Source organism: Aeromicrobium sp. A1-2 (assembly GCF_003443875.1).
Classification (GTDB): Bacteria; Actinomycetota; Actinomycetes; order Propionibacteriales; family Nocardioidaceae; genus Aeromicrobium.
In genome coordinates this window covers 627,471-639,628 of sequence record NZ_CP027482.1, presented here as the reverse complement: position 1 = coordinate 639,628, position 12,158 = coordinate 627,471, and the positions used below count along the sequence as shown (strand labels likewise).

Sequence of the window (12,158 nt, the reverse complement as noted above, 5' to 3'; positions counted from 1 at the left end):
AAAACTGAAACACGTTCTAGTCTTGCGCTCATGCTCGACCTGCAGACCATCTCCGACCGCATCGAGATCGATGACCTGATCACGTCCTACACGCGCGCCGTGGACACGCTCGACTGGGAGCGCTTCGGCGCCGTCTTCACTCCGGACGCCACGATCGACTACACCGCGAGCGGCGGGATCAAGGGCACGCGCGACGAGGTGCGGAAATGGTTGGCGCAGACCCTTCCGATGTTCTCGGTCATGCAGCACTACGCCTGCCAGAAGGAAGTCACCCTCGATGGCGACACGGCTGCTGCACGCATCTACTTGATGAACCCCATGGCCATCAGCCAGCCGGACGGCGGCCTCTGGCGCATGGAGGTCGGCGGGTACTACCTGCACCAGCTGGTGCGGACGCCCGACGGCTGGCGCAGCCGCGAGCTCGTGGAGGAGATCGCGTGGGACCGCAAGGACTAGCCGCCCGGTCCACTCGCGCCTTCACCTGAGAGGCTTCGCCCATGTCTTTGGCCATGTTCACCCTCGAGGACGACCTCCTCATCCCCACCGAGATCGCCCGCAGCATGTGGAGTCACGACCAGATCCACGGCGTGGCCGTGAGCGGCGCCCTCGCGCGCGGCCTCGAGCAGCGCATCGCCGACCTCGGCCGGGGCGATCTGCAACCCGCGCGCTACACCGTCGACCTGTTCCAACCCGCCAAGATGTCGCCCTGCACCGTGACGACGGAGGTGGTCCGGGAGGGACGCCGCATCTGCCTGATCGACGCGACACTCCTCCAGGGTGGGATCCGGGTCGCGCGGGCCAGTTGCACCTTCCTGCTCCCGACGGAGTCCCCCAGCGGCGCGGCCTGGTCCCCCGTCGACCACCCGCAGGCACCGCCAGTCGACGTCGTGCCACCAAGTGAGGAGCCGCGAGTGCCGTTCTTCACGAGCGACGAGCCCTGGTCGCAGGCGTTCGCCGACCACCAGAACGCTGGCCGCAAGCGGACCTGGCAGGCAGGCCTGCCGATCGTGGACGGCGAACCTGGCACACCATTCCAGGCCGTGGCAAGCATCGCCGATGCCACCAGCATGGTCGTGAACTGGGGAACTGAGGGTGTGCAGTTCATCAACACCGACATCACCCTCGCGCTCGCGAGACCTCCCGTGAGTCGGGAGATCGGCCTCTCGGCCACCGACCGTGTGGAGCTCGACGGCATCTCAGTCGGCACCGTGGAGGTTTTCGACCGTGCCGGCCCGTTGGGCACGGCCATGGTCACGGCGATCGCCAATGCTTCACGCCCCGTGAACTTCGCGAACGTGGAGTTCGACGACGACGGCGGCCGCCACATTCGCGACGACAAGCCGGCATGACCGATCACGCGGTGCTCGATCGCGCGGTGCTGACGATCACCGACGAGGAGCAGGTCCGCACCCTCGCCGCCTTCTAGCCGCCGCACGACACCCGTGGCGGCGCGCTATTGCTTCGTGGCCACGATCCGCCAGTTCAGGTCAGCGATCTTCGCGCGCTCGGCTTCGTTCCAGGCCTCACCGCCGCGCTGCAGCAGCTCCAGAGACTCCTCGATCCAGGCCGGGGCGACCTTGATCTTCTCAAGGGCGCGGACCAAGTGCCGACCGCGGCGGATCAGGTCACTCTTCTGGTCGCACAACGGCCAGGCCTCGCTCCTGGACGGCGCGGACAGCTCGATGTGGAAGCCCGCACGTTCCAGGGCGCCGCAGACGTCGGCCGGGTACATCGACCGGGTCGCCGCCAATGTGGGCAGAAAGAGCCGGTGCAGCGCGACGTGCTCCTCGTTCTCCCAGTCGAAGTACGGCGTCAGCAGGTACTCCGAGCAGGCGTAGCGGGCGCCGGGCTTGAGCACCCGGTACATCTCACGGGCATGCAGGTCCAGCTCCTCCTTCTTGAAGAACGGCCACACGGCCTGGACCGAGAAGCACCCGTCGAACGACTCCGACTCGTACTCGAGCGGTTCGTGATGATTGCCGACCTTGAAGTGCAGTCGGTCGCTCATGCCGCACCGAGCAGCCCAGTCGATCCCGTTCTCGACCTGGTCGGGGTCGATGTTGTAGCCCGAGACCTGTCCCCCGGTCAGGGTCGCGAGGTGGTGGGCGATCCTGCCGCGGCCACACCCCATGTCGAGCAGGTGGGAGCCGGCCGGGTCGTGCAGCGCGAGGTCGGCCAGCAGCGCCTTCTCGGTCAGGATCTGGTTGTCGTACAGGCCCTTGGTCATGTCCAGCATCGGCGGGATGTACAGCTTCTCCAGGTCGAACACCGAGAGCATGTTGTTGAGGACCTTGTAGTAGTCCGCCACGGCCTTGGTCTCCTGCGCGGTCTCGGTCTCCTCGCCCGCCTGCATCCGCTGGAAGAACCGGTACGCGTCGATACAACCCTGCTTGTCCTCGGGCGACAGAGTTGCCAGCCGCTTCACACCGGTCGCAGCCGTCTTGATTCGGTAGGAGTCCCACATGTCGTTGCCTCTCGTCGGCCTTCCCGGACGTCCCGGACTGGCTTTGACCCCGTCGGAGCGGTATTGTTACATTCATACAGGAGATGCATGGATGTAACAATGGGAGCGGTGACCACAGTGATGCACGGCCCTCGACAGACCGACCCGGTCGACCACGGCAGCCGCCGCGCGTCAGCGAGAGCCTGAGCCGTGGCCCATCACGGATGGCAGGGCGACCCTCCGGCGACGGAGGGGCTGGCCCGCGCGCGAATCATCGGCGCAGCCACCCGCTGCATCGATCGCGTGGGGGTCGCCAAGACCACACTGTCTGACATCGCGGCCGACGCCCGAGTCACCCGCCAGACGGTCTACCGCTACTTCCCGAGTCTCGGAGAGCTGCTCCGCGCCGTCGCAGAGGCCGGCGCCATCGACTTCACCGACCGCATGCGGACCCACCTGACGCCTTGTCCCGCGCCGATCGACGCAGTGGTCGAGGCCATCGTCTTCTGCCTGGAGGAACTGCCGCAGGAGCCGAGCATCGGCATCCTGCTCCAAGCGGAGGACGAGGATCTCTTCGGCCGCGGGATCACCTCATCGACGGGTCTCGACCTTGGCGCACAGTTCTTGCGAAGCCTGCCGGTCGACTGGGAGGCGAACGGGATCATCGACGGCGATCTGGAGGGGCTGGCCGAACTGATGCTGCGCCTGATCGGGTCGTTGATGCAGCACCCCCCTGCCACGCCTCGCTCCCCCGACGAGGTGCGCGCCTATCTGCGACGTTGGCTTGGAGCCGCGCTGACAGCGCCCCGCGCCTGAGCACACACTCATCGTCAGGCGGGATCCGTCGGCGCGGCGCCCTGGACGTCCCCGGTGTACGACGTGCCGGCAGCGCTGCTCGGATCCAAGGCCCTGCGCAAGGCCTCCGCAACGGACAGATAGTCGTGGCCGGGCTCGAGCAGATCATCTCGGACCGCCTCCTCGTGGCAGATCATGTCGTGCTTGAGGCTCTCGATGAGGGTGTTGACCTCTGTCCGCGGCATCTGTGCGATGAGGGCGCAGCCCAGTCCGACGATCCAGCGGGGTATGCCCGGCACGATGACCTGGATGCGTCGCAGTCCGGCGGTGTCGGCAAACAGGCCGAGAAGCTCGGGGTAGGTCAGCACCTGATCGCCGCCGACATCAAAGTGAGCGTTCCTCGGATCGACGCGTAGGGATCGCGCGATGACATGCACGACGTCCTCGACGGCAACAGGCTGGATCCTGCTGCGCATCCACGCCGGGACCGGCGTGATCAAGGGGACGCGCTCGCTGAGCCGCTTGAGCAGCTCGTACGACGTGGAGCCTGCGCCGATGACCATCGACGCACGCAGCACGACCGCCGGCACCGCCCCGGCCAGGAAGATCTGCTCCACCTCCTGGCGAGAGCGCAGGTGCGCGGAGAGCTCGCCGTCGGGCACCAGCCCGGACAGGTAGACGATGCGCGAGACTCCGTTGCGCTCGCAGGCCGAGGCCATCCTCTGGGCGGCCTCGCGGTCCTTGCGAGCGAAGTCCTCAGACTCCATCGAATGGACCAGATAGATCACGGCGTCGACTCCCGCGACCGCTTCGCCTGTCTGGTCCTCGTCCTCGATGTCCAGCTCTCGGGTCTCGACCTCGCCGTCCCACGGATAGTCGTCCGTGCCTGATGAGGAGCGGCTGGCGGCGATGACCGTGTGTCCCTCCTTGACCAGTACTGGGACCAGGCGTGACCCGATGTATCCGGTTGCACCTGTCACCAGCACCCGAAGTGTCGCCTTCGGCACTTCTCCTGCCGTGTCGCCGACCGACTCTGACGGTGGCGCGGTCATGGGGAGCCCACAGAACGCGGGAACCCGAGAGTCCGCGACAGCCCGGCGACGTCGGAGACCGTCAGCGTGGCCCCCGGATGCTTGATCCGCTTGGTGGGATCGATCCCGGGCACGGGTTCACGGAAGGTCATGCACAGACCCTCGCGACTGTTGGTGGCGAAGGTGATGCCGCGGTCGCTCATCGACAGGTGCGCCGGACCGGCGGTCTTGAGGAACGCATAGGGCCCGCTGACCTCGACGCCGGTGATGTTGCTCAACGCTGAGCGCAGTGACCAAAACCCGTAGCGGACATGCAGCTCGGAGCCTGTGACCTCGACCCACGCCGTGCGCGGTGTCAGGCCGAAGGCAAAAGCCGGGAGCCGATAGCGAGGCTCCCACGCGAAGGAGAACCGCTGCCCGTCGCCGGCATCGGGCGGGGCCGTGAACTTTTCGCTGTCCATGCAGTCGCCGTACCCATTTCACGCGACTCAACGCATGAAAGGCCCAGATTCAAGGCGCACGCTCGGGTGCAGGGGCGTGCGAGTCAGCGGCCCGCGACAACATCCTTGCTGGCCGCCGGAGCGACCGCGGCGCGCCGCTTCACCGAGACCAGCGCCTGAAGCAGCGCAAACGGCGTCACGACAGTCGACCCGAGGATCGTCGCAACCTCGTAACCGAGGCCACTCCCGGGGTCTGCGGCACCCTTGAGTCGTGAGCGCAACGAGCTCAGCGGAATGCCGACGGCATTCCCCCACATCATGATGCGGGCAGCGGCCAGGACGCTGAGCGCCTCGTCCTCGCCGTACACGTCGAGAATGTTCTGCCAGGCGGCCGAGTCCGGGTGCCCGCCGGTGTCGGCGTAATGCTGGGCAAAGGCGATGGCGGGGATCTGGTGGTCCGGCACCCCCTCCGAGAGGCCGCCCAGCAGGGAGCGGATCTCCGCATCGCTCAGACCAGCCTCGAGAGCAAAGCGAGTGTGCGCGTACGAGCACAGCTCACAACCGTTGACCTCGGTCACCGCCAGCATGATCCGTTCGGTGAACTGCTTGTCCCGACCCAGGTTCGTCCCGGCCATGAATCGTCTGGTTCGAGCCGCGTCGTACGTGATCCGGTAGATCTCGCGGATGGAGTAGTGCTTCTTGGCCACCATCTTCATCGGGGCCCACCCTTTCGTCGAGGTGCTCGTGAACAGGCGAAGGCATCTGTGGCCCGCCCGGCTCCTCGGATGCGCTCCTCACCTCGTGCAACACATACCCTACGGGGTATTGTTCCCATCTTTGGAACCACCCCGGCGGGCGCGTGTACGGCTATGCCCTCGCTGGCCTGGACCATCCTCTAGGGACTCGCCATCAGTGCGGTCGCCCTGATCGCCAGCACCTCCCTTCAGACACCAACGCCACCCGCAGTCGACGACGATGCCCGCGTGGCGGGCTCGAGGACGAGTCCGTGTCGACGCCGGTGGACCGTCAGGTAGCGGATGCCTTCGGCGCCTGCCGTGAACTGGCGGCGCGAATGCTGCGGCAACCACACCACGTCCCCGAGCGACAGTTCGAGGCGGCCACGCTCGGTGATCAGGTGACCGGTGCCGTCGATCACGTGGATGAGCACGTCGATGTCAGGGCCGGCATGTTCCGCGATCGATCCGCCCGGAAGCAGGCGGATCACGTTGGCGTCCAGGTCCCGCTGCCGTACCGGCAGGTTCCAGATCGCCCCATTGGCGTCAGGTTCAGCCGCGCTCGCCAACGCGGCCGTGTTGGCCAGGACCCGAGGCAACGCGGTGGTGGTGTGCTTGGTGATCTGAATCCGCCACACGGTGGGACCTGGCTCCAGGTAGGACCACTCATAGCCGCCCGGGTACTCGGTCTCGAACTCATCGCGCAGGTGTCGGGGGTCGTGGTTGTTGACCAGCACGAAGGACTCACCCACCCCCAGCCCCGCGTACGTCGCGAAGATCGTCGGGTGCTTGTCAGGCTTGCGCAGCGCGCGGACGTCGAGCTCATGATCGGTCATCTGATTCTCCTTGCCCTAGAGTTTATACAAACGATGTTTGTGTAAACTCTAGGGCATGACATATGTGATTGGCCTGCCGTGCGTGGATGTGACCGACCGCGGGTGCGTCGACGAGTGCCCGGTCGATTGCATCTACGAAGGCCGTCGAAGCCTGTACATCCAACCCGACGAGTGCATCGACTGCGGCGCCTGCGAACCTGTGTGCCCGGTGGAGGCGATCTTCTACGAGGACGACCTGCCAGCAGAGCTCGAGCCATTTCTGGGCGACAACGCCGACTTCTTCACCCACACGTTGCCCGGTCGCTCCGGCCCGCTCGAGGCTCCCGGCGGCGCAGCGCTGCTCGGTGCATTGGGAGTGGATACGGCGATGGTTGCCGCCTTGCCAGAACCAGCGAAGGAACCGTCATGACACCAGACGCCACAACTGAAACTCCTCCGCGCGGTCGCCGCGACCAGGTCCTGCAAGTCCTGAGGGACGCCGACCGCGCGTTGACGATCGTGCAGATCGCTGCATCGCTGGGGGTGCACCCGAACACGGCCCGATTCCACTTGGACACCTTGGTCGAGGTTGGCCAGGCGATGCTGGTCGAGGCCGACCGCAGGGCTCCGGGTCGTCCACCCCTGATGTTTCGGTTCGTCCGCAGGATGGATCCCGCCGGCCCACGCCAGTACCGTTTGCTGGCCGAGGTCCTGGCCCAAAATCTCGCCGGTTCGCCCGATCCCGCAGCCAAGGCCATCGAAGCCGGTCATGCATGGGCCCTGAGCATGCACTCCCCCGTGGCAGAGCAGCCGGATGTCGCCGACGACAACCCAGTGGAAGGTTCGATCGGACGCCTGGTCGGACTGCTGGACGACCTGGGTTTCGCTCCCGAGACCTCCGCCGTCGGCATCGGTCTGCGGCGCTGCCCCTTCATCGAGCTGGTCGAGGACCATTCCGAGGTCATCTGTCCGATCCACCTCGGACTGATGCAAGGCTCTCTGGCGGCCTGGTCCTCCCCCGTCACCGTCGAGCGTCTCGAACCGTTCACTGAGCCGGACCTCTGCATGGCCCACCTGACCCCGACCAAGGACCCACGATGACCCTCACTGACAGATCACCGCGCGACACCTTGAGGCGACGCCGATGAGCGGAACATCAGGTCTCAGCGTCGCGATCGTGTTCGTCTGGCTCGGCATGGTGGCAGCCATCTCGTTCATCGAGGCGCCACTGAAGTTCCGTGCGCCCGACGTGACCATCCGGATCGGGCTCGGGATCGGGCGCCTCGTGTTCCGCGCATTGAACACCATCGAGCTCGTCTTTGCCGTGGTCATCGTTGGCGCGGTCGCCATCGACCGACCGGACACCTGGGCCATGATCACGCTCGTGATCCCGGTCGTGGTGCTGGCCGTCCAGCTCGGTGTGGTCCGTCCACGCCTGACCCGACGATCAGACCTGGTCCTGTCCGGCCAGGATCCACCCGGGTCGCGTGTCCACTACGTCTACATCGCCCTCGAGACCGCCAAGGTGATCGCACTCGCCCTCGCCGGGATCGTGCTGCTCAACTCCTGATCCTGACCCAACCCCTGACGATCTACCCGCTGCCTTCTGGTCGATGGCTCGGGGCCGGCTCGGGCTCCGTGCCGCTTTGCTTCTCGGGCTCCGACTCGTCCTCGAACGCAGCCCTCATGCGGAGGTCTCGTGACGCGTCTCCCACGGAACAGCACGGAAGGAAACCAGTTCTGCGTGGATCCTCCCGGCTACATCGATGGCGTGCCGCAGAAGGCAAGCACGCGAGACCACAGCAGCTCGGACGACTGCTCGTCGAACTCCGACTTGAGGGAGCTGTCGGTGAAAAGGTGTCCGGCCCCGGGGTAGTCGAAGATCTCCACGGGCCCGCCCGCAGCCCGCACCTGGTCGGCGACGGCGTCGATCCAGGCTTGATTCCGGAAGGGGTCGTCGACGGCGTAGTGGATCTGGGCCGCGACGCCGGCGGGCCATGTGTCGGTGCCGAGCATCGCGAGGTCCAGGGCGCCAGACAGCATCAGCACACCCGACACGCGGCGTTGCGTCGCGACGTACTCGGCCATGCCACCACCGTTGGAGAAGCCTGCAGCGATGAATCCGTCAGGCACATTCCTGACCGCCTCAGCGGCGAGACGCATGAGGTCTGGATAGCCGATCGCCTCGGCGAACGCGCTCGCCTCGGCGTAGTCGTCGAAGACGCGCCCGTCGTACTGATCCACGACGACGACCTCGTGGCCGTCGGAGCGGAACCGATCGGCGGCGTCGTGAACGCCTGGTCGAACTCCCAGCACAGAATGGAACAGCACGATGTCAGCCATGTCGTCAGTCTGCGCTTGACGACCGACACTTCTTCGATGACCCCAGGGTGCCGGGCATGGCCAATTCTCGATCAGAAGTCGATGCGTACATCCAGCCGCTGCCACCGTGGCAGCAGGAGGTCTGCGAGCAGCTTCGCCAGATCATCCGCGACGCGGACGCCTGGTCACGGGAATGCGACGGCACGCGCAGTTCAGATCTACGAAGGGGACGCCTCAGCAGGTCGGGGCACTCGTATCCCCGCCTCCAGCCTCGCGGCAAAACAAAAGCCCCGACCGGCAGTTCTGCTGATCAGGGGCCTTCGACTTGCTGGCGGGGTCAGCCCATCACCCGCATCTGGTAGTAGCCATGCGTGCGGGCCACGACCGTCCCGGACTCGTCGGTGACCTCGCTGATCAGCTCATAGTTCGACTTGCCGTTGGCAACGGCCTCGGCCTGCACTCGGAGGAACTCATCCTCGGACAGCGTGGTCCGCGCGGTCACCGCCGTCATCGCCGGCCGGGTGAAGTCGATCTCGAGGCGTTTGACCAGTGGCAAACCACCGGGCACGTCCATGAACCCGGCCATCAGTCCGCCGAGGACCTCGGCCACCGTGAACAGGGAGCCCGCGTACATCGCGCCGAAATGGTTGGCGTTCGGTTCCGCTGGGATCCGCGCGGCTGCACTGTGCGGAGTCACCTCGAGCACCTCAAGACCCATGGCGCCCAGGATCGGGATCATCGAACGGGCATCGGCAGTGAGTTGAGAAAGGGCATCTGGTTCGGTCATGACCGAAAACTAGCTCCCGGCCCGGGCGGGCGAAGCAACGGGGCGTCCCGGGCAGCGCACCCGGGCGTGGCAAGAGCCCCCGACCGGCAAGCTGGTCAGGGGCTCTTGGCTTGGCAGTGGGGACAGATTCGGGACCTGTTCCCTCCGAGTTGTCAGCGTGCCGAGGTCATCGGCGAAACGGTGCGGCGTGGCCAGGTCCAGGCGGAGCGCAGGATGAAGGCCAGGAGCAGCACCTCGACCACGATGCCGAGGCCGTAGAAGACAAACCAGGATGAGCCGACCACGTTGAACACAGAGACAGGGATGTACAGCGATGCCACGACGAGGTTGAGCGTCCGGTTCGCGCGCGCGGGCAGCGTCATCGAGAGCATGATCATGAGGGCCGGGATCCCCACGAGCGCGAGCGCGCTGACGACAAAGGTTTGGTTCGTGTCGAACTCGAAGACGACGCCGGCCAGGATGTCGTCGATGATGCCGGGCTTGTACAGGTGGAGATAGTCAACGTAGATGTAGAAGAACATGAAGCTGGCCCACGCTGCAGCGAGCTTGGCCTGCACGGGCATGCGCAGATCTTCCAGCGTGCTCTGCAACGGTGGATTCTCCAGTGCGGTGTGGGATTGAAGCGTTCTCATCACGATGCTCCTTGGCTTGATCGGGTGGGTACCTCCACCTTCACCGATGCCGACGCCGGGCACATCAGTCGCGGAGCCTGATCTGACCTGGCCGTTGGCACAGCCGAGCCCGTGGGCTCCCGGGCCGAAAGAACGAGGAGAAGCTCGTACTTGTGCCCCGTACGACGAGGCCGTCATCTCTCTAGGGTGGAGTGATGGTGACCGCCTTCGTCCGCTCAGTCCTGGCCGAGCCCCGCGCCCCGGACCCGCCAGCGCGGGACTGGCGGGACTGGGCCCTGGTCAGCGCACTGCTGATCGCGGCCGGCGCCGAATCGATCTTCCGCCCCGACGTACCGTGGCGCCCCTTGGCCACCGTGGTCGCTCTCCTGGTCATCCCGGCCCTGCTCTGGCGGCGTGCCCATCCGCTGCTGGCGACCGCGATCGGATTCGGTGGCGCGCTGACGCTGGTCCTACCGACCTTCGTCTACGACGTCTCGGAGGTGGGGCTGGACTCGATGTTCGGCCTCATCGTGCTGCCGTATGCCTTGTACCGCTGGGCTTCGGGACGCGAGGCTCTGATCGGTACGGCGATCGTCGCCGTACCGGCCGGCCTGAGCCTCGCGACCACCGACAATCTCGGGAACCTGGTCGGCGGCACCACCGTGCTGGTCGCGGCGTTCGCGCTCGGGGCCGCGATGCGCTTCCGCGCGGTGGCCCACGGGCGCGAGGTCCAGCAGGTCAGGACCCTGGAGCGCGGTGAGCTCGCCCGCGAGCTGCACGACACCGTCGCTCACCATGTCTCTGCCATTGCGATCCAGGCGCAGGCAGGGCGTGCGGTGGCGGCCGCAGACCCCGGCGCCGCCCTCGAGGCACTGGCCGTGATCGAGGCCGAGGCCTCCCGGACGTTGTCCGAGATGCGCACGATGGTCCGGGTGCTCCGCGACGGCGACGCGGCCGACTACGCACCGCAGCACGGCATCGGCGACCTTCATGAGCTGATCCGGATGAGCCCCCTGGTGCAGGTGCAGTGCGTGGGCAATCTCGCCGACCTGCCGCTGCCGGTCGAGGTGGCGGTGTACCGGATCTGCCAGGAGTCGGTCACCAACGCGATCCGGCACGCCCACCACCCCACAAGGGTCAGCGTGGAGGTCCGGGGCGAGGCCGGCGTTGTAGAGTTGCGTGTGCACGACGACGGACACGCAGCCCGCCTCTCGACCAGTCTGGGCTACGGCTTGCTCGGGATGGCTGAGCGGGCCAAGCTCCTCGGCGGTGCGTGTCGGGCCGGGCCCGACCCGGCCGGTGGCTGGACCGTTTCGGCGACCCTGCCGCGCGAGGTGCCGCAATGACCATCCGGGTGGTGGTCGCGGACGACCAGCTCCTGGTCCGCACCGGCCTGACGATGATCCTCAACGCGCAGCCCGGGATCGAGGTCGTCGGCGAGGCGATCGATGGCCTTCAGGCGGTGGCGCTGGCCCGGGAGATACGTCCCGACGTCTGCCTCTTCGACATCCAGATGCCCGGCATCGACGGAGTCGAAGCCACCCGCCAGCTCGCCGGCCCCGGCGTCGAGGATCCGCTCGCCATCGTGGTCATCACGACCTTCGATCTCGACGAGTACGTCTACGGCGCACTCAAGGCCGGGGCTCGGGGCTTCCTGCTCAAGGACGCCGGACCCGAGCTGCTGGTCCAGGCGATCCAGGCCGCGGCGAACGGCGACGCGCTCATCTCCCCCACCATCACCCGCCGACTACTCACCACGCTGGCCGGCTTGGAACGATCCACCCCGCCGGCCCAGCCGATCGAGCCGATCACCGAACGCGAGGAACAGGTCCTGCTCACTGTCGCCCGCGGACGTACCAACGCCGAGATCGCCGAGGAGCTACACATCACCGTGAGCACCGTGAAGGCCCACGTCGCCGCGCTGATGAACAAGATCGGTGCACGCAACCGGGTCGAAGTGGCCATGTGGGCGTACGAGACCAAGCGGGTCAAGGAGTAGCGCCGCTGCTACTGGAGTTGTCGAGGGAAATTCGCGGCGACCAGAGCCAAGCATGAGGGTCTGCTGAACGATCTGGGTGACAGATCGGTCTGGGCAGCGGCAGCTGCCGATGGGGTCACAACGGTCCCCGCGGCGGAAATTGGATGGAGGTCGCGTGGTGCGGGGCCGAGGAGGCTCCTCG

The 12,158-nt window shown here is 66.6% G+C and carries 16 protein-coding genes; 8 read left to right on the top strand and 8 right to left on the bottom strand.

Going from position 1 to position 12,158, the window contains the following annotated elements; all coding sequences use genetic code 11:
* Positions 1 to 30: 30 nt before the first annotated feature.
* On the top strand, positions 31 to 456 hold the full coding sequence (locus tag C6I20_RS03170) for a nuclear transport factor 2 family protein (RefSeq protein ID WP_118394634.1): 426 nt from the start codon (positions 31 to 33) through the stop codon (positions 454 to 456).
* Positions 457 to 497: 41 nt separating this feature from the next.
* Positions 498 to 1,349 carry a thioesterase family protein gene (locus tag C6I20_RS03165; RefSeq protein ID WP_118394633.1) on the top strand — a complete coding sequence of 284 codons (852 nt, stop codon included), beginning with the start codon at positions 498 to 500 and terminating at the stop codon, positions 1,347 to 1,349.
* Positions 1,350 to 1,453: 104 nt separating this feature from the next.
* Here C6I20_RS03165 and C6I20_RS03160 read toward each other — a convergent pair whose 3' ends face one another.
* The gene (locus C6I20_RS03160) at positions 1,454 to 2,464 is read right to left on the bottom strand and encodes a class I SAM-dependent methyltransferase (protein ID WP_118394632.1); all 1,011 of its coding nucleotides are present in this window, start codon (positions 2,462 to 2,464) and stop codon (positions 1,454 to 1,456) included.
* 189 nt (positions 2,465 to 2,653) lie between these two features.
* Between C6I20_RS03160 and C6I20_RS03155 the strand changes: the two genes are divergently transcribed.
* A complete protein-coding gene (locus C6I20_RS03155) occupies positions 2,654 to 3,259 on the top strand; it encodes a TetR/AcrR family transcriptional regulator (protein ID WP_118394631.1) in 606 nt (201 codons plus the stop codon).
* A 14-nt stretch (positions 3,260 to 3,273) separates the two neighbouring features.
* Here the strand turns inward: C6I20_RS03155 and C6I20_RS03150 are convergent, their stop codons facing one another.
* The 4 genes from C6I20_RS03150 to C6I20_RS03135 all read right to left on the bottom strand — a co-directional run bounded on the left by C6I20_RS03150 (position 3,274) and on the right by C6I20_RS03135 (position 6,279).
* Entirely contained in the window at positions 3,274 to 4,290 is a 1,017-nt protein-coding gene (locus C6I20_RS03150) for an NAD(P)H-binding protein (protein ID WP_118394630.1), read from the bottom strand.
* Positions 4,287 to 4,730: a hypothetical protein gene (locus C6I20_RS03145; RefSeq protein WP_118394629.1), complete on the bottom strand. Its 444-nt coding sequence runs from the start codon at positions 4,728 to 4,730 to the stop codon at positions 4,287 to 4,289. Before C6I20_RS03145 ends, C6I20_RS03150 begins: the two co-directional genes overlap by 4 nt.
* Before the next feature lie 83 nt (positions 4,731 to 4,813).
* Positions 4,814 to 5,425 (bottom strand): carboxymuconolactone decarboxylase family protein, encoded by a 612-nt coding sequence (locus C6I20_RS03140; protein WP_216822978.1) that lies wholly within the window; start codon positions 5,423 to 5,425, stop codon positions 4,814 to 4,816.
* Between the two features lie 227 nt (positions 5,426 to 5,652).
* Positions 5,653 to 6,279 (bottom strand): DUF2249 domain-containing protein, encoded by a 627-nt coding sequence (locus C6I20_RS03135; RefSeq protein ID WP_118394628.1) that lies wholly within the window; start codon positions 6,277 to 6,279, stop codon positions 5,653 to 5,655.
* Positions 6,280 to 6,334: 55 nt separating this feature from the next.
* Between C6I20_RS03135 and fdxA the strand changes: the two genes are divergently transcribed.
* The 3 genes from fdxA to C6I20_RS03120 are packed head-to-tail and all read left to right on the top strand — an operon-like array spanning position 6,335 to position 7,828.
* Positions 6,335 to 6,688, top strand: a complete 354-nt coding sequence (gene fdxA / locus C6I20_RS03130) for a ferredoxin (RefSeq protein WP_118394627.1) — start codon at positions 6,335 to 6,337, stop codon at positions 6,686 to 6,688.
* Positions 6,685 to 7,359, top strand: a complete 675-nt coding sequence (locus C6I20_RS03125) for a metalloregulator ArsR/SmtB family transcription factor (protein WP_118394626.1) — start codon at positions 6,685 to 6,687, stop codon at positions 7,357 to 7,359. Before fdxA ends, C6I20_RS03125 begins: the two co-directional genes overlap by 4 nt.
* Positions 7,360 to 7,402: 43 nt before the next feature.
* The gene (locus C6I20_RS03120) at positions 7,403 to 7,828 is read left to right on the top strand and encodes a hypothetical protein (RefSeq protein WP_118394625.1); all 426 of its coding nucleotides are present in this window, start codon (positions 7,403 to 7,405) and stop codon (positions 7,826 to 7,828) included.
* Between the two features lie 188 nt (positions 7,829 to 8,016).
* Here C6I20_RS03120 and C6I20_RS03115 read toward each other — a convergent pair whose 3' ends face one another.
* From C6I20_RS03115 to C6I20_RS17580, 3 genes are all read right to left on the bottom strand, one after another.
* Positions 8,017 to 8,601: a dienelactone hydrolase family protein gene (locus tag C6I20_RS03115; RefSeq protein ID WP_162891089.1), complete on the bottom strand. Its 585-nt coding sequence runs from the start codon at positions 8,599 to 8,601 to the stop codon at positions 8,017 to 8,019.
* 316 nt (positions 8,602 to 8,917) lie between these two features.
* Complete coding sequence (locus tag C6I20_RS03110; RefSeq protein WP_118394624.1) at positions 8,918 to 9,367, bottom strand: PaaI family thioesterase; 450 nt, start codon at positions 9,365 to 9,367, stop codon at positions 8,918 to 8,920.
* 152 nt (positions 9,368 to 9,519) lie between these two features.
* Positions 9,520 to 10,176 carry a DUF6326 family protein gene (locus tag C6I20_RS17580; RefSeq protein ID WP_254052227.1) on the bottom strand — a complete coding sequence of 219 codons (657 nt, stop codon included), beginning with the start codon at positions 10,174 to 10,176 and terminating at the stop codon, positions 9,520 to 9,522.
* A gap of 17 nt (positions 10,177 to 10,193) precedes the next feature.
* On the opposite strand from C6I20_RS17580, the gene C6I20_RS03100 reads away from it, so the two are divergent.
* Both C6I20_RS03100 and C6I20_RS03095 read left to right on the top strand, forming a co-directional pair.
* Positions 10,194 to 11,324 carry a sensor histidine kinase gene (locus C6I20_RS03100; protein WP_118394622.1) on the top strand — a complete coding sequence of 377 codons (1,131 nt, stop codon included), beginning with the start codon at positions 10,194 to 10,196 and terminating at the stop codon, positions 11,322 to 11,324.
* On the top strand, positions 11,321 to 11,977 hold the full coding sequence (locus C6I20_RS03095; RefSeq protein ID WP_118394621.1) for a response regulator transcription factor: 657 nt from the start codon (positions 11,321 to 11,323) through the stop codon (positions 11,975 to 11,977). Before C6I20_RS03100 ends, C6I20_RS03095 begins: the two co-directional genes overlap by 4 nt.
* The last annotated feature ends 181 nt before the right edge of the window (positions 11,978 to 12,158 follow it).

Coding starts and splice junctions, on each gene's coding strand:
- C6I20_RS03170 (WP_118394634.1), top strand. CDS start 31: ATGCTCGACCTGCAGACCATCTCCGACCGCATCGAGATCGATGACCTG.
- C6I20_RS03165 (WP_118394633.1), top strand. CDS start 498: ATGTCTTTGGCCATGTTCACCCTCGAGGACGACCTCCTCATCCCCACC.
- C6I20_RS03160 (WP_118394632.1), bottom strand. CDS start 2,464: ATGTGGGACTCCTACCGAATCAAGACGGCTGCGACCGGTGTGAAGCGG.
- C6I20_RS03150 (WP_118394630.1), bottom strand. CDS start 4,290: ATGACCGCGCCACCGTCAGAGTCGGTCGGCGACACGGCAGGAGAAGTG.
- C6I20_RS03145 (WP_118394629.1), bottom strand. CDS start 4,730: ATGGACAGCGAAAAGTTCACGGCCCCGCCCGATGCCGGCGACGGGCAG.
- C6I20_RS03140 (WP_216822978.1), bottom strand. CDS start 5,425: ATGAAGATGGTGGCCAAGAAGCACTACTCCATCCGCGAGATCTACCGG.
- C6I20_RS03135 (WP_118394628.1), bottom strand. CDS start 6,279: ATGACCGATCATGAGCTCGACGTCCGCGCGCTGCGCAAGCCTGACAAG.
- fdxA (WP_118394627.1), top strand. CDS start 6,335: ATGACATATGTGATTGGCCTGCCGTGCGTGGATGTGACCGACCGCGGG.
- C6I20_RS03125 (WP_118394626.1), top strand. CDS start 6,685: ATGACACCAGACGCCACAACTGAAACTCCTCCGCGCGGTCGCCGCGAC.
- C6I20_RS03120 (WP_118394625.1), top strand. CDS start 7,403: ATGAGCGGAACATCAGGTCTCAGCGTCGCGATCGTGTTCGTCTGGCTC.
- C6I20_RS03115 (WP_162891089.1), bottom strand. CDS start 8,601: ATGGCTGACATCGTGCTGTTCCATTCTGTGCTGGGAGTTCGACCAGGC.
- C6I20_RS03110 (WP_118394624.1), bottom strand. CDS start 9,367: ATGACCGAACCAGATGCCCTTTCTCAACTCACTGCCGATGCCCGTTCG.
- C6I20_RS17580 (WP_254052227.1), bottom strand. CDS start 10,176: ATGACGGCCTCGTCGTACGGGGCACAAGTACGAGCTTCTCCTCGTTCT.
- C6I20_RS03100 (WP_118394622.1), top strand. CDS start 10,194: ATGGTGACCGCCTTCGTCCGCTCAGTCCTGGCCGAGCCCCGCGCCCCG.
- C6I20_RS03095 (WP_118394621.1), top strand. CDS start 11,321: ATGACCATCCGGGTGGTGGTCGCGGACGACCAGCTCCTGGTCCGCACC.